The following is a 21,024-nucleotide window of genomic DNA, read 5'->3' as shown; positions in this document are numbered from 1 at the left end:
TATCAATTTATCATTAAATAAATGTAAAAAATGACCCTATTTATTCATTTTTAATGCGTATGTATGTACATTTGTTAATTTATTCGATATATTATGGGTATTGAATGATTACGTGAAGTGTATAGGTCGCTTATATAACACCTTATATTTTTATATCCGTGAAAACTACAAAGTGTATGAAAATCCATTTGTCAAATGAATTTAGTGCGGAAGGAGGTTTGTGGTTACTTCATAGGGTATAATAATCAGTTTTTTACTGATAAAAATATAGGAGGCGACATAATGTTTCGTACGATTTCAAATTTCATGAGAGTAGCTGAGATAAGAAGGAAAATCCTTTTTACACTAGCGATGTTAATCGTTTTTCGAATTGGCACGTTTATTCCAGTTCCTCATACTAACGCAGAGGTATTAAAAGTACAAGATCAAGCTAACGTTCTAGGTATGTTAAACGTATTTGGCGGAGGAGCATTGCAACACTTCTCAATCTTTGCTGTAGGTATTACACCATATATTACAGCTTCCATCATAGTACAGTTACTACAAATGGATGTTATACCTAAATTTTCGGAATGGGCAAAGCAAGGAGAAATGGGCCGTAAGAAATCAGCTCAATTCACTCGATACTTTACAATCATTCTCGCATTCATACAGGCCATCGGAATGTCTTATGGCTTTAATAATATAGCAGGTGGACAATTAATAACAGATCAAAGCTGGACTACATACTTATTTATTGCGACAGTTTTAACTGCAGGTACTGCATTTTTACTTTGGTTAGGCGAACAAATTACCGCTAACGGAGTTGGTAATGGTATTTCGATGATTATCTTCGCAGGTCTCGTTGCCGCCATTCCAAATGTTGCAAATCAAATTTATTTACAACAATTCCAAAATGCTGGCGATCAGCTATTTATGCACATAATAAAAATTGTTTTAATTGGACTCGTAATTTTAGCGATAGTTGTTGGTGTTATTTACATTCAACAAGCTGTACGTAAAATACCGATCCAATATGCAAAAGCTGTTTCAGGAAACAATCAATATCAAGGAGCAAAAAACACTCATTTACCGCTTAAAGTAAATAGTGCTGGTGTTATACCAGTTATCTTTGCTTCTGCATTTTTAATGACGCCGCGTACAATTGCGCAGCTCTTCCCTGATTCAAGCGTATCAAAATGGTTAGTTGCAAATCTTGATTTCGCACATCCAATTGGAATGACACTTTATGTCGGTCTTATTGTTGCTTTCACATACTTCTACGCATTTATTCAAGTAAATCCTGAACAAATGGCTGAGAATTTGAAAAAGCAAAATGGATATGTTCCTGGTATTCGTCCTGGTAAAGCAACTGAACAATATGTAACTAAAATTCTATACCGTTTAACATTTATCGGTGCAATTTTCTTAGGTGCTATTTCTATATTACCGCTCGTATTTACGAAAATTGCTACGTTACCACCTTCTGCTCAAATTGGTGGTACAAGCTTACTTATCATTGTCGGTGTAGCACTAGAAACTATGAAGACGTTAGAAAGCCAGCTTGTAAAACGTCATTATAAAGGCTTTATTAAAAAAGTGAATTAATTATAAAAAACACAGTTGGTTATTTTTCCAACTGTGTTTTTTATTTTATCAGTTCTGTAATTAATATACAGGGCTGTTGCTTTATTAAACTACATCTCCTTCTCTAATAACCGCCCTTTTTTGAAATAAGTCCGTAGTGTTGAACGATTGGCCAAAAATACACCAATCAATATAAGACAAGCCCCCATTCCCATTGTAGGATTTAAAGGTTCTCCTAAAATGATATATCCCACAATTATTGCAATCAATGGTGATACATATAACCACGTCGATGGAAATACTGGATTTGTTTTTGATAAGAGCCAGTAATATAATCCGTGGCCACCAATCGATCCGATAAATATGAGATATAAAATAGGCCATTGCACACTCCATGAAGTTAATACGGTTACATTGGGTTGTTCTACAATAATAGATGCGATTAGTAGTAAAATCCCTCCATAAAACATTTGAATACCGTTAATAAGAAATGGTGATACATTTGATAAATCTGAAAGTATTTCTTTCGAACGAATAGAGCCTATTCCGTAAAATAACTCCCCTATAACTAAAACAATACAAGCAATACTCCATATGAAACTTACTTGTTGATGCATTCCTGGTAAAGAAACAAATATAACACCTATTAGTGCAATAACTAAAGCAACGAGTTGTTCCTTTTGTAGCTTCTCCCTATTCCTCTTTGCTTGTATTAACAAGATCATCATTGGTCCCGTAGCAGAAAGAACAGCAGCTAATCCTGAAGAAATATACTGTTCTGACCAATATAAACTTGCGAATGTCATGAATGTTAAACAAAATCCAGCATACATAATGCGTTTTGAAAATATATGTGGCATAATTTCTTTTCGCTTGAATTTAAAAATAATCATAAGGATTATGCCTGCTAAAAAGAAGCGAATTCCTGCTGAAAACAACGGTGGCGCCCCTGCTTCAATTCCAATTTTTATCGTTAAAAATGTTGTCCCGAAAATAATACATACTAAAATGTAATTAAAAATGACCATTTTGCTTCCTCCTTTTTACTCTTAAAATGAGTATAGAGGGTATGGTGTATAACAGTGTATCGGTACATATAACAGTTACTTCAAGTTGTAGTTGATTCCCTATATATTTTTCGCTTTAATTAAGTTAAAAAGAAAAATAGGTGAACCTATGAAAATTGTATTGCGTAAAGAAACAAACATACCGTATTACAAGCAAATATATATGCAAATTGTTGACAGAATACAAAGTGGTATGCTTTCACATGGTGAATCTCTTCCTTCTTTACGTTGTATGGCCACAGATTTACAAATCAATGTATTAACAGTTCGCAAAGCGTATAAACAATTAGAAACCAAAGGGTATATACGCATCGAACAAGGAAAAGGTGCTTACATATATAAACGGGTAAAGAAAGATTTCAAACCAATTCCGTATAAATGGCAACAAACGAAAACGATTAATGTTATGCGTTCTCAATATGCAATGAATAAACACCGTAAATATTATGATTTTTCACAAGCAATTCTGTATCCTCGTCTATTACCAAATCCATTTTTGGCAGACGAAATGCATAAATTGCTGGATAAAAATCCAATGTTGTTAGCAACTTACGGGCCAGTTCAAGGCGATTATGAACTGCGAGTTGAAATAGCAAATTACTTACATGAACACCAGAAATTAGTGACAGACCCATCCCAATTATTAATTACAAGCGGAGCACAACAAGGAATTGATTTAATTGCTCAAACATTATTAAAACCTGGAGATATTGTATTAGTAGAAAGTCCGTGTTACAGTGCTGCGCTTGATGTTTTCATCAATAAAAGTGTTCAAATCATTCCCGTTTCTCTTGATAATCATGGAGTTCGCGCCGACTTAATTGATGATATTTGTCAAAGTAAAAATCCCGTTTTATTGTATACGAATCCAACCTTCCAAAACCCGACAGGTACAGTAATGAGTAAAGAACGAAGAGTGGAACTTATTGAACTAGCGGAGTTATATCAATTTTTTATCATTGAAGATGATTCTTTCGGGGAAATATATTTTGAGGATGCTATAGTCCCGCCTCCAATCAAAAGTTTTGATAAAGATGGCCACGTAATATATATAAAAGGATTTAGTAAAACGTTAGCACCAGGACTGCGTATCGCAGCACTTATTGCCGATGGTCCTATTTTTGAATGGCTATATGCAGTGAAAGGTTCAATGGATATCGGTAGTCCCTTATTAACACAAAAGGCACTTCTGCCGTTTTTACGTGCGGAACGTATGAAAAACCATTTAGAAAAATTACGTACAGCTTTACAAATGAGACGTGATTTAACAATTAATATATTATCGCCATTAAAAGAACTAAACTTTGAAATACCAAATGGAAGTTTTAATTTATGGGTGACACTGCCTGATTCGATAGATCCCTTTACCTTATTACAAAAAGCAAATGAAGTAGATGTCTCTTTTTTACCAGGAACAGCTTGTCTATTAAATTACGAAACAAATGATAACCAATTAAGAATTAGCTATTCAATGTTAAACGAGAAAGATATGGAAATTGGATTAGAGAAATTACATGATACAATACGAAAAAGTATTTGTTAGAAGCAATCTCACATTAGCCAACAATAAATAATACCCGAAAATGAAATTGTATAGTATGGGATATTATTTATTGTTGAGCTTTTTCGTTATTCTTAACAATCGGTTTTAAAACTTGTCTTTCTTTTAATTCTTCAACACTGCCATATTGATCAATAACAATTGCTTTCATTTCCTCTCCTCTCCTCCTTGCTGTTTATTTTAATAACATACAATTATTTCTCAAAATTTTTTGTCTTGAATTAACATATAATTATTTTTGGGGGTAATTATGTAAGAAGCATTATAAAGTGAAACTTTAATCAACCCTCGTCAATCGGTCTTTTTCAGGAAGTTGGTCCCCTCCCAACTTCTTTACTTTCCCTGAATTTTGAGATGAGACTCTTACCGCCCGGCAAATGGCAAATAGCGGGATGAATTACAATACGAATCTTACACACATCTTAGAATCATCCAAAACTGTTTTATTAATTAAATTCAAAAGAAATGGGGCTAACTATATGAGTGAAAAGATATTTAAAATAAATGGAATTGATATATGTACAGAAAGCTTTGGAAACCCTAAGAACCCTGCTATTTTATTAATTATGGGCGCTACATGTTCCATGGTTTATTGGGACGAAGAGTTTTGTGAGCTGTTGGCTAGTACGGGGAAGTTTGTTATTCGCTTTGATAACCGTGATGTTGGACGCTCTGTTGCCTATGAACCTAGAACTTCCAATTATACAGTAACAGATATGGCTGAAGATGCAATTGGAGTACTAGATGCTTATCATATTGATAAAGCTCACCTATTTGGTATGTCATTAGGTGGTATGATTGCTCAAATTGCCGCTGTAAAACATCCCGAAAGAATTTTGACGCTAACTTTACTAGCGACTAGTGTAATAGGATCTGATGACAATACTCGCGATTTACCTCCAATGGATGAAAGAATTTTAACACATCATGTAAATGGCACAAGTATAGATTGGGCAAATAAAAATGATGTGGCAGAGTATTTAGTTTCAGGATCTCGTCTATTATGTGGATCAGAACGAATATTTGATGAAAATAGAGTTTATAAACAAGTAAAACAAGAAATAGAACGCGCAAACAATTTATTAAGTATGTTTAATCACGCTTTACTTCAAGGTGATGATGCATATGAAGGTGTACTTCAATCCATACAAGCACCTACATTAGTTATTCACGGAACAGACGATACAGCACTCCCATTTGAACATGGCCTCGCACTAATTGGTGAAATTCCAAACTCAGTACTATTAACTCTTAAAGGAGCAGGCCATGAAAACCATCCAGATGACTGGGAAAGCATAATTAATGCTATTTCTAAACATACATCTAAAATTTAGATAAATAACTAATGGAAGGGGCACAAATTGTATTGTGCCTCCTTCTAGTTACAAACAAAAACCCATCACTGTATTCGTATGTATAGTGATGGGGACTTTTTATACTTTTCTATGTTTAAAAAAATGGACAATCTAATTGATCAACAGATTCCCATAATTTTTTTTTTGCATTTTCGGTGGATGTATTTGTGTCTAGTGTCATGTTTTTAAAAGGGTTTACTTCGACTTTTAATAAGGATGAAGGCTCCACATATAATGAGAAAACATGGCTGCTTGGTAAAGCTTTTGAAACGTCAATATCTCCTACTTGTTTAAATAGTTGCTGTGCAGCAAAAAAGAAGAAATTAGTTGGATTTGATTGTTTATTCAGCCACGCAAGCATTTCAGGTGATACCGATTTATGAATATTGATTTTTACTCGATCACCACGTTTATATCGCCTAGATCGCATACTTCCACCAACTAACTTATCGTTAAGTTTGTAAATCCTAACTCTTTTTGCTTATGCTCTCTATATTTTGGTGAACAAGTATATACTAATAATCCTCGTGCATTTGTAAATAACGGATTATCTACAAAGATTACATTTTTGAGTCGTCCTTTTTGCTTTAAAATCATTTTTAAACTGTTTTTAATAATTACTGCACCCCCGCCATAAATAAACACGTATGGATCGTCTTTCATATCATCAATTTTGTTTATAATATCCGTTGCAACGCGCGCTGCTAAACCTAATAATGCTGGTTGTGATTCCTCAACTAATAATGCATTTCTAGGGTGTTTATCATTTAAATAAATTTGATTGAACTCTGTAATACTATCAATTGTCTTTGTTGGATACTTCCGGTTCCATCTCGTAATAATTTGTAGTAACGTTTCTTTCACACCATACGATAAACCCTTACTTAGTTGTGGTCTAAAGTTTACGCCTAGTGATACTACTTCTTCTGTCGTCCCTGCGCCAATATCAAAAGATAATAGTGTTTTATCAACAAAATCAATTTCTGACACTTTATTTTGTTCACATTCTATTTTATGTTTCACAACATTTCCTTCTTCATCGTATACAATGCCCCACGTCCCAGAAGCACCCTCAGGCAGGCATTTACAATACTCAATTGAAACATTAATTGTCACATCACGTCCGTTCGGATAATGGAAAATAACCTTATGATTTCCCATATAACGTTTTGCATTTTCAGCAGCTATTTCTTGTGTAATAAGCTGCATAGGAAGAGCGACAGATAAATCATAACGAATATTAATATGACTAGAAGTTGGACTTTGACGCATAGCGCTTACAGCTAAACCTGATAGAATTGTAATAACCATTAACTCATCAGTCGACTTATTCGATTTCTTCTCTACCTCAGTACCTTTTAATTGATCTTGAATAACTTTTTCTCCAACGATGTATCGTACATTATTTAACATTAACGATGGCGAACTTATAGTCACATCAATGTGGTTTTCTAATTCAGATAATGAGACATCTACCTCATCTAAGAGTCCTGTAGGCTCACCTATATATAAAGAATAAATACTCGGAATAAAAATAGGGTCTTGCCCTTTCACCATTAACTTCAAACCGTTGTTTCCTGCATCTGCACCAGCCTTTAAAAGTATAGACATAACTACCCCCTAAATTAATCTGACATCCCTTCCAAATATATGCGAGCCCATTCTTTTACATTCAAATGTATTGTAATTTTTTACTCATTACAAAAACAAGATATTACATAATTACGCATTGCGTGTAAAAAATATTTGACACAAAACTTTCCAAATTTTATACTATAGTTGTAAATAGTTTTTTACAATAGTGGAGGTGTTGTTCTAATATGAATCGTAATAAATTCATTTTAATAACAATCGTTTTATCATTAGTCGCAGTCCTTATACATGGTACCTATAAATACATCAATGAAGGTGTAATTTTAGGTGGAACCATTTTCTCAAGCGCTTTAATACTTAGCTACCTCCTTAATCATATTACATGGGGAGATCCCCGCGGTGTGTCAGAAGAAAGTCAAGATGAGATGGGACAACAAATTACATATAAAAGCTTTAAAATTGCGTATTTTGTGCTTGTAGTTGTAATGTTCCTTTTATTAATCTTCTCCGAAGGATTTTCTATGGGGGCTAATTTAGATGGAGTAAAAAACCTCCCCCTGTTCATCGCAATTTGCTCTTCATTCTTTATTTATCCTATTGTCGAACTCATAGTTGCAAAACAATATAAGTAAAAAGATGAGGTTTTCTACATGTAGAAAACCTCATCTTTTTATATTTACATACTCTCTACAATTGCTTTTAATTTATTCACAGTCCGCCAATTCCTAACTGTAGCTGGTGTATGTAACTTCTGAAACTGGTTCATTAATTTAGAATTTCGAATGCTATTTTTGAAAAATAAATAAACGACCTTCTCATCTATATAGCAATCTTCAAGTTCACTTTTAAATGTAAGCAATTGACTACTCTCTTCTTCAGAAAGTACATTAGCTAAAAAAGCAATATGAACACTTTCTCCTTCTAACAATGAATGAACTTCATATGGACATTGTTTAATAATATTTATAAATTCATCATGTGTTCTTAGCATGACTGGAACATCGAAATCAAATTCTTTTTTTATTTCAGATTGTATTCGGTCCTTTAGAAAGTTTATACCTTCCTCAGATTCGAACACAATATTACCACTTTGTATATATGTTTTCACTTGTTTTAACCCTATTGATTCAAACACTCGTTTTAAATCAGCCATTTTGATTACTTTATGGCCACCGACATTGATTCCTCTTAGTAATGCAATATAAAGTGTCATATTATCCCCCCCACAGTAAAATGAACTTATCAATTGAATCGGTTTTCCCACACATATTTCTCGGATATTTGTTTTAATTCTTCTAACATATCATGAATAGATAATACCTCAAATAAAATAATAGATTCACTTGAAAAATGGTGATGATAATGATTTGGTTTATAATCTTTTAAATCATTTTTATAACTCCAAAATTGCTTGTCTAATTCAGCAATAAGTTTAAAATGTTCCTCATTAATTTCATTACAACGGTTTCTCAATATAGCAATTATAGAATGAATTGTTCGTTGTAATATTTCCTTTTCACTTTGTGACCAGTCACAAGTCTCAATTGACACTCGAGCTAAATTATCTATATGGTAAATGATTTGTTGTAATATATGAAGTTGCTTCTGCATAGTTAAAAAGCTTCGCATTTCCTTCTTTGTATGTTGATGATATTTCCAATCTTTCTGCTCATATTGAACAAATTGTATCGCCTTATGCAATAATAAAGTCAATTTAGATAAATCCTGAGCAGTCTCATTTTTCATACCTTTTCCTGCAACTAATGCAGCAATCCATTCTTCCATAATATTTGCTGTTTTAGCAAATAGATCCTCTGTGCATCCAAAAATCGTTTTCGTATAGTGGGGTGGAAAAATGAAAAAATTCACTAAAGTAGATACTATAATACCAGTAGATGTAGTAGCTAAACGAATTAAAAATGCAGTAAAATAATGATCTGCCGTAATTGGAATCATAGCTACAGCAGTTAAAGTTCCCGCGTGTAACCTTAGTTTTTGACATGTAACGATCGTAAACATTGCAGCTAATGCATAAGAAATTGCTTGGTGGTCTAGGAAAAATGTGAAAGTCATGGCATATGCCGATCCAATTGTTGAGGCCGGAAAGCGAATAAGTCCTTTTTTTATTGAGTCTGTTGCAGTTGGTTCAATTGTAACAATTGCTGTTATTACAGCAAAAATAGTTGGGATGTTAAAAAATTCACAAACTAACACTGTAAGAAAAACTGCAATCCCAGTTTTAATCACTCTTCCCCCAACAATATACCATTTTCTATCTTGATTCATTTTTTATATCCTTCATTTCTGTTTCATTTTATATACATATATTATATATTGTTAAAATAAAAAAACCTACTACATGAATATTCAAGAGTAAGTTTTTTATCTCGTTATTCCATTATAGGTAAATGCATTATTATTTGTTGGCCAATTGGCCCCATTCTCCTAAAACCTTTATCTTGGAAGCCGACTTTTGCATATAAATTTTGTGCAGGAATATTTCTTTCATTCACAGCAAGTACAACTTCATTTTTTATTGGAAAATAACGTTTTACAAACTCTTCTAATAATAACAATGAATTTTTAGCGTATCCTTTTCTTTGTCTATTGTGATTAATAGAAAATGATGTTAAAAGTAAAGCATCCTCATTATCAGTGAACTTCTTTACTCTATCTCCTGTTTGCAATGCGAAAAGACCAACAGGTAACCCGTTGTAATCTAAAATAACAATCACGTTTTTTGTACGATCACTTTTTGCTTTCTCCAGTAATGCGCTTGGATCTGATGTAAACTGGACTTGTTCACTTGGTAAAGTAAATGTTTGTATAACTTCTTTATATTTCTCCTTATACGGAACTAATTGAATTTCCCCTGTGTGTATGTTCATGCTAAACTCTCCCATTTTTTAGCTTATTAACTTATACCTTGCTGTGCTTTTGAATGCACTCTTCCATCTAAAAAGGTAATTTCAACAAATGAATTTGGATCGTTTCCTTTCCAAGCAAAAATTTGTTTAATTTGTGTAGAATGTTCTACCCCTTCTTCTATAAGTAAATCCCCTTCAAAACCAATTAAATCTTTCACTTCTGTATAAGTCATTCCTTCATTTATGTTCGAGAAATGATTTATATTAATAGAATCTTTCTGTTGCCTTTCCATCACAGTAGAAGAAGTTGCTGTTTGATTTTTCACTTCTTTTCTCTGTTCACACGCTGTCATACTGAAACCTAAGCATAAACTAAACAATATACATGCGCTTTTTTTCATCATAACAGTTGTCCCTCCCATCATAATTAAACCATATATTCCCTTGAAAATAAACTGAATATTTAATATTACATTCAAAAACCTCGTACAATTAAGTACGAGGTTAATTTCATTTATTCAAATGATTATTTGATTGATCATCCTGTTCTTTTCTTAACTCTTGTTCTTCATCTTTTGGTAATTGTTTATCATTATCTTTAATTGGATTCGTTTCTCTATTTTCAATCATATCATTTGGAACTTGTGGCATTACTCGGCCCACAATAGCCGCTAATTCATCTAGTATACCTTCACCTGTTTTTCCTTTTTTAATTTGCTTTCCAATTTGTTTTAGGCGTTCATACGTATCAACATCTGCTACAACGACTGCATTAGCACCGTCAGGGTCATTTTTTAAACTTTCTGCAACAGAGTATTTAATTGATTCAACACGAGTTCGATCAAGTTTTGCTTTTACGTCTATACCTACAATAGCATATTTTCCAAAAACGACCGCTGTTGCATCATTCACACCTGGCAAACTTGCTGCTAAAGATGCTAAATGATCTGCTGCTTTTTCATTTGGCTTATTTGATTTATTCGTATAATTAACATTTTTCATTGAAACATTTTTTTGTTCCGACTTTTCGTTTGGATTGTCTTTTTTTCCAATACTGCATCCAGTTATAACGAAGCAAAGCATCAATATATATATTAGAGTTTTCATTATTTTCACCACTTCACTATTAAGGTTTAATCATAAATTTTTTCAACAGCTTGCATTTTCTTTACCTTTTCCTCGGCCCCGCTATTAGCATTAATGAATATTTGATACGTATCTTTTCCTAAAGTACCTATAAATTCATAGCAAAGTACTTCATTATGCAAATCATTGACTACTAAAGCTTTACGTTCTTCCATAACTTTTACATCCGGATTGATTTTCTTTCTTGCTTCTGCTGCAGTTAGCTTTGCCGATGGAACTGTTCGCTTTTGATGTGACGCTAAGTATTCTTTTGCGGAGAACCCAACGATAGAACCATCATCTAAAGCAATTTTCATTTGGATTGCTTCTGGATAAATTCGTACTCCATTTTCATTTACTACATACGTAAATACACCAACATTATCATATTGAGAGCTATCATAAAGCTCCATATTATTAAACTTATGGTCCTTTAAAAATTTCAAACCTTTACTACCTGCATCGTTTAAACTAACTTTCTGTTCTTTAATTTCGCGGTTATTCATAACCCAAATTGGATATCCGCCTTTTCCGGTAATATCCATATAGAACTCATTGTTCGTTGCTTCATCTTTAATTTTCACACTATAGAAGGATTCTTTCGCACCTTTTCCGCTTTTCTCAACATCTACTTTTTCATTTCCTTTTAAATTCAAAAACGATTTGGCAATTTTCGCCGCTTCATCTTTAGAAATTGCCTTTCCTTCCGCTTCAAATCCACCTTTTTTATTTTTTTGCGCACTTGTAAAGGTCGGTCCGAAGTTTGTAGAAGAATATGATGTTACGTTTTTCTCTACAGTTTTCAATCCATCAATAATTGTGTTATCTGCTGGATCGCGATTTGATGCAAGTGCCATTTCTACATCCATCCAGCGTAAATTATTTTTCAAAACAAGATGTTGTACTTTTCTTAGTTCATCTTGTATATTTCCTGCATTTGAATATAAAGTTTGCAACGTTTTATATTCTTGCTCATTTAACGGTTCTTTTTCTAAATCACGAATGGCTGCACGGTAACTAAAATCACCGATATTCGCTAAAAATTCTTCCGTTTTATTAAATGGCATTAATGTTAAAGGAAGTTGCCCTACATCCGAGCGAGCTTCAGATGTTAAACGCCATACATCCGCTAGTGCAGGTGATAAAGATGATCGTGAATTCATCGCAAGTGTTGTACCAATTTTATCGTGCAATAAATCGACTTCGTATGCTAAATCATGGAATGCACGTTGATAACTATTTTCCGCTCGAATTAAAACCGCATTTTTCTCTTGGTGCTCTTTATAGCCCCAGTATCCTGTTCCTACTACACCGACTGTTAATAATACAATGATAATACCTCTTAACATTGTCCCACCTCCACTCTATTTACAGAAAATATGTTTACCGATTTTTTTAATTTGTGGACGAGTCCAAATCCATTTACTAGTCGCAGTATCTGGATTGAAATAATATAAAGCATTTCCTGTTGGATCCCATCCGTTAATCGCATCTAAAACTGCTTTTTTTGCTGTTTCATTTGGCGTTAAATATATTTGTCCATCGGCTACCGCTGTAAATGCTCTAGGCTCAAAGATTACACCTGAAACAGTATTTGGGAACGACGCACTTGTAACACGATTTAAAATAACAGCAGCTACTGCAACTTGTCCTAAATACGGTTCACCACGTGATTCCCCGTATACTGCGTTTGCCATAAGCTGAATATCATTTTGAGAATAACCGTTCGGAACATTTGTCCCTTTATTTTGAGGTGGTTTATTCTCCTGTGCAGTGCCACCACTATTTCCTTTATTCGTTGTCGTCCCTTTATTAGCAGTTGACTTGTCATACTTCGTTGCCTTCACGAGCATTTGCTTCGTTTTAGCTCCAGCTAAACCATCAACGGGTAATCCGAATTTCTCTTGAAAATTCCGAAGTGCCCAGTATGTACCCCATCCGAAAACACCATCCACTTTTCCCGTATAAAATCCGTTATATTTCAAACGAGATTGCAGTTCAATGACATCTTCGCCAGATGCCCCTCTTTGAATGACTTGATTAGAAAAAGCTTCTACATTCTTTAGTTGTATACTACTGACCATTAAAGACAGCCCTATGAACGCAAGTAAAACTGCTATTTTAAAAATAGCCTTTTGACGCATAATTTTTCCTCCTTAATTACGGAAATGATTTCTTGGTTATGTTTTGTAAAAGCCTCGCTTTTATGTAAAGAAGACAAAAAAATCCAAACTAATATCGTTGAAAAAATATGTAAACAATATACAAAAAAGATAAAAGGAGTTCATCATGAAGAAATTGTTAAAGCGTGTCGCACTTGTCATTCTGTTCCTAACAACATGTTCAAATATATATACAGGCTCATCAATTGTTCATGCGCAGCCACCGTATGCCAAATGGGGTAAGCTAGCCGTAGAAAAGACGAAAGAACAATACCCAAAAGCAGAAATTATTGACTATCTTCATATAGGTAGAAAACCCAAAACAGTTCAAATAACTGTTGAAAAATTTAAATTGTGGTTACGTGAAGATGGAAAAGAATATGGTGTTTTTGTTGATGTAGAATTTGAAACAAAGACGGAGAAATTTATAAAGATGTCGTTTCAGAAGACGAGTAGATAAAGTGAAACCCCCACTGTTAAAAACAGACACAGTGGGGGTTCTTGCATTTCTAAAATTCTTTTCTAAAGTTTCGATTCCCTAAAAATCTTACCAATATACAAATAGCGCCAATTACAACTGCTATCCCTATACTGTATAAAAGTACTTTACCATACCCACCTATTCTTGGATCTAAAAACGGATATGGATACCAATTCACGATTGGACCACGTACTAAGCTATATACCACATAAAAAAACGGGAATAAGAGCCAACTTGCAGATTGTTTCCAAGTGATTTTCTTAATAGGTGGATTTAAAATCCAATCTAAAAGCATTGTAATCGGCATGATATAATGTAGCACAGTATTTACCCATGGTATTGCCGTTTGAAGTGATTCTTCTAACCCTCTTAATAATAAAAAATAAATGAGTCCAGTCGTAAGTATGTATACCGTTGCTGCACCACGAAGTATACCAAACTGCTCTGAGCGACCAAATGTAGCTGTTACGATACTACTTAAAAGGAGAATACATGCAACTAAAATGTTACTTTCGATAGTGAAGAAACTAAAAAAGTTAACTGGATTAAACGGCTTCACTTGTGCCCTAATTATGAATTGCGTAATAATGGCGCTACATACTAGAAGACTTAAACAGAATCTAAATAAAGATAAAGTTTTTTCATCCCTCATACATTCCCTCCTTTTCTTATATATAATTGGAGTTTCCCTGTACATGCTCAATAAATAGTTTTAATGGAACGAGCCCACGTTTTGGCATATGACTACTTATAATAGCTACTACTTCTAATTGAGGAATGATAACAATGTATTGTCCGCCATATCCCATAGCAAAATATATACAATACGGTATGTGAAATCTTTCGTTATGTAATACCCACCAGTGATAGCCATATGCGCCGACATGTTCATATGTTTCAAATTGCGCCCTGCTTGACTCTTCTAACCATTGCGCTGATACAATTTCTTTCCCATTCCAATATCCATTTTGTAAACATAATTTTCCTAATTTTAATAAATCGGTAGATTTCATTTTCATACCGAAGCCACCTACATATATACCCTGCGGATCTTGTTGCCACTCGTATTCGTTAATTTTTAATGGATCAAATAAATATTTCTTTGCAAACCGCTCTGTCGAAATTCCAGTAGCTTCTTGAATAATATAGCTCAGTAAATGAGAAGAACCTGAATTATAATTCATTTTTGTAGCAGGTTCTTCAATTATTGGCTTTTCTAATATGTACTGTACCCAGTTCTCTGATTCTACAAAGTCATTTGGGAATACTACTCCATTCCCAAACTCTTTCCAGTCCTCACCAGTAGTCATTGTTAATAAGTGATATAGCGTTAAATCATGTTTTTCCCCAGGTACATTTTCAATCCACTCTGTAATTGATGTATGTATATCATTTATATAGCCCTTATCAATTGCAATACCAATTAATAAAGATACGATACTTTTTGTAATCGAATTTATTTTATATAAGTTATTTGCACATTCGGGTGTTTTATAATACTCAGTTGTTAATTCCCCTTTTTGATAAACAAGAAATGTATTCACTTTTTTCTTTTCGAATTTATTTTCTAGTTGCTTGAAATCCAAAAACTTTACCTCCATTTAAATAGTTACTCCATTTATTATATCTTGTTCCTTCATTTTAAACATAATTGTGCTCAAATAAAAATAAACCTGTCAGCCATAATGAACTGACAGGTTTATTTTTATAATTTCGTACGAACATTCCAAAGCTCTGGGAAGAATTGTTGATCAAGTACTCGCTTTAAATAAGAAACACCGGAGGATCCACCTGTACCCATTTTATGCCCAATAATTCTTTCTACTGTTTTCATATGACGGAAACGCCATTGTTGTAGCCAGTCTTCAATATCAATCAATTTTTCAGCAAGCTGATATAAATTCCAATATTTTTTCACATCCGCATACACTTCCAACCATGCTGCTTCTACTGTTGCATCTTCTTCATAAGGCTGCGTAATATCACGGTTTAACACATCTTTATGAATAGGGAATCCTTCTTTTACTAATGCTTGAATCGCGACATCATATAGACTTGGTTCATGTAGCGCTTTATGAAGTCGTGCATGTAATTCTGGATCCTTTTCATAAATTTTTAATGCGTGTGGCGTTTTATAGCCAAGTGCATACTCAATCATACGATATTGATACGATTGAAAACCTGAAGCTTGACCGAGTGAATCACGAAACTCAATATATTCTGATGGTGTTAATGTCGCAAGAATATCCCAAGATTGAATAATTTGAGACTGAATTTTTGATACACGTGCTAACATTTTAAAAGCTGGTTGTAATTTATCTTGTTTAATAGATTCAACCGCCGCATTTAGCTCATGTAAAATGAGCTTCATCCAAAGCTCACTTGCTTGGTGAATAACGATAAATAACATTTCATCATGATGGTCCGATAATCTTTTTTGAGAAGATAGTAAACTATCTAATTGTAAATACTCCCCATACGTCATATTCTCTTTAAAATCCGTATGAATCCCTTTTTCCATAATTACTTTTTCATTTTCTTTCATATTAGCCAAACGCCCCTTTTATATGATTCTACTTATATTGGTCTAATAACGGCTCGAACTGGACTTCCATCTGCATCAGTTAATGCAAGTGGTAATGCAATAAGTTCATAATCACCGTCTGCTACATGATCTAGTACGACATTTTCTAAAATATGAATTCCATGTTTAAATAATTGATGATGCGCTGCTAATTCTTTATCATCTAGCGGATCAACTGATGGTACATCTACTCCGATTAAACGAATACCTTTCTCTGAAAGAAACGACGCTATGTCTGCACGTAAATGAGGGATCACCTCTGGAAATTCTTCAGCTTTTCCATGTGAAGATGTACGTAATAATAATCGTTCTACACCTTCTAAATGAAAGCTTTCTAATTCCTTTTTCCCGATGCTTTCAAGATTAGAAACGTCAATAATCCGTGCTGGGCCAACATAAACTTGAACATCTAAATCCAATACTTTCTTTCCATCATTATCAAAATGAAATGGTGCATCAATATGAGTGCCTGTATGAATACTCATCGTTAACTTTCCGACATTTACTGAGCCACTTTCTTCTTTTGACCATGAAACTTCATACGAGAACGGTGTGTCTCCTGGCCACGTTGCAATATTATTATTTAGCGGTTGTGAAATATCAATCCACTCTGATGTTTTCATATTTATGCCACAACCTCTCGCTTATTTTCAAACTGCTTATACTCTTCATTTTTCATAATTTTCTTTAATATTTGTACAGATTTCCACACTTCTTCGTATGTGTTATATAAAGCGACCGGCACAAGTCTCACCCCATTTGGCGCTCTAAAATCTGGAATTACTCCATTTGCTTTTAGTGCTTTACATATACGTGCTGCTTCTGCATGCTCTAAATAAATGTGCCCGCCTCGTTTTTCATCCTCTAATGGATTTCCAATTGTAAATTCGAAATCTTTTAATTCATGTCCAATTAAATTCAGCATGTATCTCGTAATATATAAAGATTTCTCACGTAAACGTTCAATACCAGCATCTTTGAAAATTTCAAGTGAACCAATTAATGGTGCTGTACTTAATACGTGCGGTGTACCAATTTGATAAGCACCTGCATGATCAGCAGCTGTTAATGTATGCTCCATATCAAACTGTTTATCTTTTCTAGAACTAAACCATCCAGACAATCCTGGCAGTCTATTAAAATGTTTACTATTTACATAAAGGCCTGCAACACTACCCGGTCCTGCATTTAAATATTTATAATTGCACCAAACAGCAAAATCGACATCCCAATCTTTGAAATGATGCGGAATAGATCCTATTGAATGGCATAAATCAAATCCAATGTGAATGCCGCATTTATGAGCTTCCGTTGTTAAACGTTTCATATCAAGAATTTGACCACTTCTATATAAAACAGAAGGTAATAAAATTAAAGCGATATCATCTTCCATCGCATGGATAATATCTTCTTCAGAAAGTGTTCTACCATCTCTGCTTTTCACTCTTACTAAATGCTCATCTGGATCTAATCCTTTTAAACGAATTTGACTTTGAAGTGCATATATATCTGATGGGAATGTTAATTCATCCGCAAGAATTTTTGTACGTATTCCTTTCGGCTCATAAAATGTGGCAATCACTTGGTGTATATTCGTCGTCGTAGAACCGGTTACAATGGTTTCTTCTGGTAAAGCTCCAATAAGAGGTGCAGTCAACTCACCTAATTTCTCCGAGAGAAAAAACCACGGATGCTCACCCTCTGTCCAGCCGTCAATGCCATACTCTTTCCATGAATCTAGCAAAATAAGTAACGATTTCTCTGCTCTTTTTGAAAGTAGTCCTAATGAGTTTCCATCTAAATATATCGTTCCTTCTTTTTTATAGAATTCAGTTTGAAAATCTTTCAGTTCATCATGTTTATCACATTCAAGCGCATATTCATAATTCGGTTGAAATGGTTCTTTATACATGGTGTCACCTTCTCTTAATTTTCTTTTTATTCTAACTAATTGAAATATATCACCTCAATTGATACGACGTCAATGATATTATGTCAGTTGACTTTATATATGAATTTCTTTTACAATACAGTTATATTTTCAGATATTTCAGTATAAAGAGGTGATTCTTTGAAAAACAGTACCCTTTCATCAAGAAAACACCGCTCCTTAGAAACGAAGAAGAAACTATTACACTCTGGTTACACTATTTTTATACGTAACGGATTTCAAAAAACGACAATTACACAAATTATTAAACATGCAGAAACCGGATATGGTACAGCATATGTATACTTCAAAAACAAAGATGATTTCCTAATTAGTTTAATGGAAGATGTTATGAATCGTTTTTATAATATCGCTGAACGCTCTTTTTCTCCACAAACAAAAGAAGAAGCACGTATAATGATCCAAAATCAAGTTAGAGCATTCCTGCAATTAGCAAATGAAGAACGCGCTATTTTGCAAGTTGTAGAGGAAGCGATAGGATTATCAAGAGAAATACGGCAAAAATGGGATGAGATTCGGGAACGTTTTATAAAAAGCATTAAACAGGATATTACATACTCTCAAGAAAGTGGATTGGCACAACCTAATTTAAATAAAGAGATTGTAGCACGCGGTTGGTTCGCGATGAATGAATCGTTTCTTTGGACTATTATGCAAAACGACAAAAAGATTAACTTAGAGGAAATTGTGTATTCGTTGACGGAGATGTATACGACGGGGTTATATAAATAGCACACCTGCAATAAATACGGTGTGCTATTTTACAACTATAAAAATATTTTATCTGGGTAAGGCAATGCTAAAAGGGGCTTTTCAGATAAAGAGAAATATTTTAGTTTTAACGATTCACCATCTATCGATTTCAACTCGCCACTAGTAACTTCACACTCAAACACAACAACAATATATTCTACTTCATCACCATTCGGATATATATGGCGGTACTTTTCTCCTCCAAATACTCCTTTTTGTTTTTTTACTTGTACTTCCAATCCTGTTTCTTCCCAAACTTCCCGAATTACTGCTTCTTCTGGAGTTTCCCCAAGTTCAATTGCTCCAGCTGGCAAACTCCAGTATTCCCCGCCAGGATATTGAAACAAAATATCTCCCTGCCCATTTTTTATAACAGCAGCTACACTTGGCATGAATATTAGTTCATGTCCTAATTGCTCACGGATTTTTTTATAATATAGCGACATAGACATAAAATTCTCCCCCACTTCATTAGTAAATACCTTTATTTCCTGACATCTATTGTATAATAATACCAATAACAATTCCTATATAGAAAGGACAAGAAAATGTCTCAAGAACAACTAATAAATAGTTTTCTATCATTTTTAGGTGCTACAAAACAGCATACTAGCTTAAGGTTTTTAAATGAACTTATTAAAGCTCATCAAGAAAAAGTAAAGTGGGAAACTCTTACTAAAATAATTGACTGGGAAAAAGGTAATAAAACAGGTCATTTTTTTCCTTCCATTGAGACATACATATACCGTATTACAACAAAAGGTCTCGGGGGTACTTGTTGGACGCACTCAATTGGATTTCATTGGTTATTATCAAATCTTGGTTTTAATGTTCATTATATGTATATGGATCCCGGACATTTATGCTTACGGGTTAACTTAGACCAACCTTATTATGTTGATGTTGGTTATTGTGCACCTTTATTCCAATCTTACCCACTTTATGAATCATTTCAAGTAAGTAATGTAAGAGAAACTTTCACTTATGAAGTCTCAAATAATAAGATTGAAATTACTAGAAATCCAGGTCCCACAAAAACCTTACACATAGAACCAATACACTTATCAAATATGAAAGAACTTATTTCAAGGTCTAACGATTGGCGTACATCTCCTGTATTAAAGAAAATTCAGATTTTCGGTTATATCGATGGTATTCCAACTTCTATTAATGATAATGTTTTAAAACGATATTTCCAAGGTAAGAAAAGAGAACAAATCATTACATCTTCTGAACTTAATTATTGGATAACAGAAAGATTTTGTGTTTATAAAGAAATATATGAAAGAGCTATTGAGATTTTCAATGAAAAAATTTTCAAACAGTAAAAGCGTTACTCATGAGATTGAGTAACGCTTTTACCTTAATATATTTTTAATATTAATCTTCTTTATGATAAGCAGCTTCTACACATTCTGCTAGACGTTCCATTTGTTCTATAGTTAAACCTCGTGAAATCCAGCCTGTTAACTTATACATCATTTTATAATAAAAATTACTAGGTTCATATTCTGAAATTAATGTTAGTGCTGTACCTTCCTCATCTTCTTCTAACATATAAGTCATTGCTGAATATCCTTGCTTCATTTCACTACCTAGTGAAATAATATGGGGTGTATCGTATTCAAGAATTTCTACTTCTGCCTCAAATGTTTTCTTACCTACTTTTTGAACAGAAATATATTTATCTCCTACACGTGGATTCTCTTTATCCATATTTGAAGGATAGCGATTTTCTATTATAAACGTATTCCATTCTTTTATTTTTTCATCTTCTATTATATAGTCACATACAATATCCATTGGTGCTTTTATTACTATTTCAATTGCAAAACTCATTATACTGCCCCTCTCAAATACCCTATCCATTTCTATTTAACTAAATCATTATGCCATATTTTATATAGTGAAATACAAGTGGAATTTTAACTTTTATTGCGAGAATATTTTTCGTAATAA

The 21,024-nt window shown here is 33.5% G+C and carries 23 protein-coding genes and 1 pseudogene; 7 read left to right on the top strand and 17 right to left on the bottom strand.

Translation table 11 applies throughout. From position 1 onward, the window contains the following. Nucleotides 1-282 precede the first annotated feature (282 nt). Nucleotides 283-1,587, top strand: coding sequence for a preprotein translocase subunit SecY (secY, locus tag CGQ22_RS12755; RefSeq protein WP_000490135.1), 1,305 nt, complete (start codon nucleotides 283-285; stop codon nucleotides 1,585-1,587). A gap of 89 nt (nucleotides 1,588-1,676) precedes the next feature. Here the strand turns inward: secY and CGQ22_RS12750 are convergent, their stop codons facing one another. Beyond that, the gene (locus CGQ22_RS12750; protein WP_000234327.1) at nucleotides 1,677-2,594 is read right to left on the bottom strand and encodes a DMT family transporter; all 918 of its coding nucleotides are present in this window, start codon (nucleotides 2,592-2,594) and stop codon (nucleotides 1,677-1,679) included. 148 nt (nucleotides 2,595-2,742) lie between these two features. On the opposite strand from CGQ22_RS12750, the gene pdxR reads away from it, so the two are divergent. Together pdxR and mleBCA are read left to right on the top strand one after the other, a co-directional pair. Beyond that, the gene (gene pdxR, locus CGQ22_RS12745; RefSeq protein WP_089148772.1) at nucleotides 2,743-4,176 is read left to right on the top strand and encodes a MocR-like pyridoxine biosynthesis transcription factor PdxR; all 1,434 of its coding nucleotides are present in this window, start codon (nucleotides 2,743-2,745) and stop codon (nucleotides 4,174-4,176) included. Between the two features lie 497 nt (nucleotides 4,177-4,673). Then, entirely contained in the window at nucleotides 4,674-5,528 is an 855-nt protein-coding gene (gene mleBCA / locus CGQ22_RS12740; RefSeq protein WP_089148771.1) for a BCA family alpha/beta fold macrolide esterase, read from the top strand. Nucleotides 5,529-5,643: 115 nt separating this feature from the next. Here mleBCA and CGQ22_RS12735 read toward each other — a convergent pair whose 3' ends face one another. After that, nucleotides 5,644-5,979 carry a hypothetical protein gene (locus tag CGQ22_RS12735; protein ID WP_001257760.1) on the bottom strand — a complete coding sequence of 112 codons (336 nt, stop codon included), beginning with the start codon at nucleotides 5,977-5,979 and terminating at the stop codon, nucleotides 5,644-5,646. An 11-nt stretch (nucleotides 5,980-5,990) separates the two neighbouring features. Beyond that, complete coding sequence (locus tag CGQ22_RS12730; RefSeq protein ID WP_000025621.1) at nucleotides 5,991-7,160, bottom strand: ParM/StbA family protein; 1,170 nt, start codon at nucleotides 7,158-7,160, stop codon at nucleotides 5,991-5,993. A 209-nt stretch (nucleotides 7,161-7,369) separates the two neighbouring features. Here CGQ22_RS12730 and CGQ22_RS12725 point away from each other — a divergent pair, with 209 nt between their 5' ends. Further along, on the top strand, nucleotides 7,370-7,774 hold the full coding sequence (locus CGQ22_RS12725) for a hypothetical protein (protein ID WP_001081360.1): 405 nt from the start codon (nucleotides 7,370-7,372) through the stop codon (nucleotides 7,772-7,774). A 44-nt stretch (nucleotides 7,775-7,818) separates the two neighbouring features. Here CGQ22_RS12725 and CGQ22_RS12720 read toward each other — a convergent pair whose 3' ends face one another. The 7 genes from CGQ22_RS12720 to sleB form a co-directional block, all read right to left on the bottom strand. Further along, nucleotides 7,819-8,355 carry a DUF1697 domain-containing protein gene (locus CGQ22_RS12720; protein ID WP_000177389.1) on the bottom strand — a complete coding sequence of 179 codons (537 nt, stop codon included), beginning with the start codon at nucleotides 8,353-8,355 and terminating at the stop codon, nucleotides 7,819-7,821. A gap of 29 nt (nucleotides 8,356-8,384) precedes the next feature. Next, nucleotides 8,385-9,428, bottom strand: a complete 1,044-nt coding sequence (locus CGQ22_RS12715) for an aromatic acid exporter family protein (protein WP_089148770.1) — start codon at nucleotides 9,426-9,428, stop codon at nucleotides 8,385-8,387. 104 nt (nucleotides 9,429-9,532) lie between these two features. Beyond that, nucleotides 9,533-10,045, bottom strand: a complete 513-nt coding sequence (locus CGQ22_RS12710; protein WP_003301495.1) for a GNAT family N-acetyltransferase — start codon at nucleotides 10,043-10,045, stop codon at nucleotides 9,533-9,535. Between the two features lie 11 nt (nucleotides 10,046-10,056). Next, complete coding sequence (locus CGQ22_RS12705) at nucleotides 10,057-10,413, bottom strand: hypothetical protein (protein WP_000976443.1); 357 nt, start codon at nucleotides 10,411-10,413, stop codon at nucleotides 10,057-10,059. A gap of 106 nt (nucleotides 10,414-10,519) precedes the next feature. Beyond that, nucleotides 10,520-11,116, bottom strand: coding sequence for a YhcN/YlaJ family sporulation lipoprotein (locus CGQ22_RS12700; protein ID WP_000854058.1), 597 nt, complete (start codon nucleotides 11,114-11,116; stop codon nucleotides 10,520-10,522). Between the two features lie 26 nt (nucleotides 11,117-11,142). Further along, complete coding sequence (gene ypeB / locus CGQ22_RS12695) at nucleotides 11,143-12,483, bottom strand: germination protein YpeB (RefSeq protein WP_000943726.1); 1,341 nt, start codon at nucleotides 12,481-12,483, stop codon at nucleotides 11,143-11,145. A gap of 15 nt (nucleotides 12,484-12,498) precedes the next feature. Further along, nucleotides 12,499-13,278 carry a spore cortex-lytic enzyme gene (gene sleB / locus CGQ22_RS12690; protein ID WP_001249053.1) on the bottom strand — a complete coding sequence of 260 codons (780 nt, stop codon included), beginning with the start codon at nucleotides 13,276-13,278 and terminating at the stop codon, nucleotides 12,499-12,501. A 145-nt stretch (nucleotides 13,279-13,423) separates the two neighbouring features. Here sleB and CGQ22_RS12685 point away from each other — a divergent pair, with 145 nt between their 5' ends. After that, nucleotides 13,424-13,756 (top strand): DUF3889 domain-containing protein, encoded by a 333-nt coding sequence (locus CGQ22_RS12685; protein WP_000734902.1) that lies wholly within the window; start codon nucleotides 13,424-13,426, stop codon nucleotides 13,754-13,756. Between the two features lie 49 nt (nucleotides 13,757-13,805). On the opposite strand, the gene CGQ22_RS12680 is transcribed toward CGQ22_RS12685, so the two are convergent. From CGQ22_RS12680 to kynU, 5 genes are all read right to left on the bottom strand, one after another. Continuing rightward, on the bottom strand, nucleotides 13,806-14,429 hold the full coding sequence (locus CGQ22_RS12680; RefSeq protein ID WP_001204114.1) for a Pr6Pr family membrane protein: 624 nt from the start codon (nucleotides 14,427-14,429) through the stop codon (nucleotides 13,806-13,808). Nucleotides 14,430-14,445: 16 nt separating this feature from the next. Then, nucleotides 14,446-15,363: a serine hydrolase domain-containing protein gene (locus tag CGQ22_RS12675; RefSeq protein ID WP_000346249.1), complete on the bottom strand. Its 918-nt coding sequence runs from the start codon at nucleotides 15,361-15,363 to the stop codon at nucleotides 14,446-14,448. 119 nt (nucleotides 15,364-15,482) lie between these two features. Next, the gene (gene kynA / locus CGQ22_RS12670; RefSeq protein ID WP_000661973.1) at nucleotides 15,483-16,322 is read right to left on the bottom strand and encodes a tryptophan 2,3-dioxygenase; all 840 of its coding nucleotides are present in this window, start codon (nucleotides 16,320-16,322) and stop codon (nucleotides 15,483-15,485) included. Between the two features lie 32 nt (nucleotides 16,323-16,354). Further along, the gene (gene kynB / locus CGQ22_RS12665; protein WP_000858074.1) at nucleotides 16,355-16,984 is read right to left on the bottom strand and encodes an arylformamidase; all 630 of its coding nucleotides are present in this window, start codon (nucleotides 16,982-16,984) and stop codon (nucleotides 16,355-16,357) included. A gap of 2 nt (nucleotides 16,985-16,986) precedes the next feature. Next, nucleotides 16,987-18,273: a kynureninase gene (gene kynU / locus CGQ22_RS12660; protein ID WP_089148769.1), complete on the bottom strand. Its 1,287-nt coding sequence runs from the start codon at nucleotides 18,271-18,273 to the stop codon at nucleotides 16,987-16,989. Between the two features lie 159 nt (nucleotides 18,274-18,432). Here kynU and CGQ22_RS12655 point away from each other — a divergent pair, with 159 nt between their 5' ends. After that, entirely contained in the window at nucleotides 18,433-19,044 is a 612-nt protein-coding gene (locus tag CGQ22_RS12655; protein WP_000798546.1) for a TetR/AcrR family transcriptional regulator, read from the top strand. A gap of 35 nt (nucleotides 19,045-19,079) precedes the next feature. On the opposite strand, the gene CGQ22_RS12650 is transcribed toward CGQ22_RS12655, so the two are convergent. Next, nucleotides 19,080-19,517: an NUDIX hydrolase gene (locus CGQ22_RS12650; RefSeq protein WP_089148768.1), complete on the bottom strand. Its 438-nt coding sequence runs from the start codon at nucleotides 19,515-19,517 to the stop codon at nucleotides 19,080-19,082. 96 nt (nucleotides 19,518-19,613) lie between these two features. Between CGQ22_RS12650 and CGQ22_RS12645 the strand changes: the two are divergent. Continuing rightward, nucleotides 19,614-20,418, top strand: a pseudogene (locus CGQ22_RS12645) (arylamine N-acetyltransferase family protein). Between the two features lie 27 nt (nucleotides 20,419-20,445). On the opposite strand, the gene CGQ22_RS12640 reads toward CGQ22_RS12645, so the two are convergent. Beyond that, nucleotides 20,446-20,904 (bottom strand): SRPBCC domain-containing protein, encoded by a 459-nt coding sequence (locus CGQ22_RS12640; RefSeq protein ID WP_000006414.1) that lies wholly within the window; start codon nucleotides 20,902-20,904, stop codon nucleotides 20,446-20,448. Nucleotides 20,905-21,024 lie beyond the last annotated feature (120 nt).

The sequence above is a fragment of the Bacillus sp. M13(2017) genome, assembly GCF_002218325.1.
GTDB lineage: Bacteria > Bacillota > Bacilli > Bacillales > Bacillaceae_G > Bacillus_A > Bacillus_A thuringiensis_K.
This window is presented reverse-complemented; position numbering and strand designations above follow the sequence as displayed.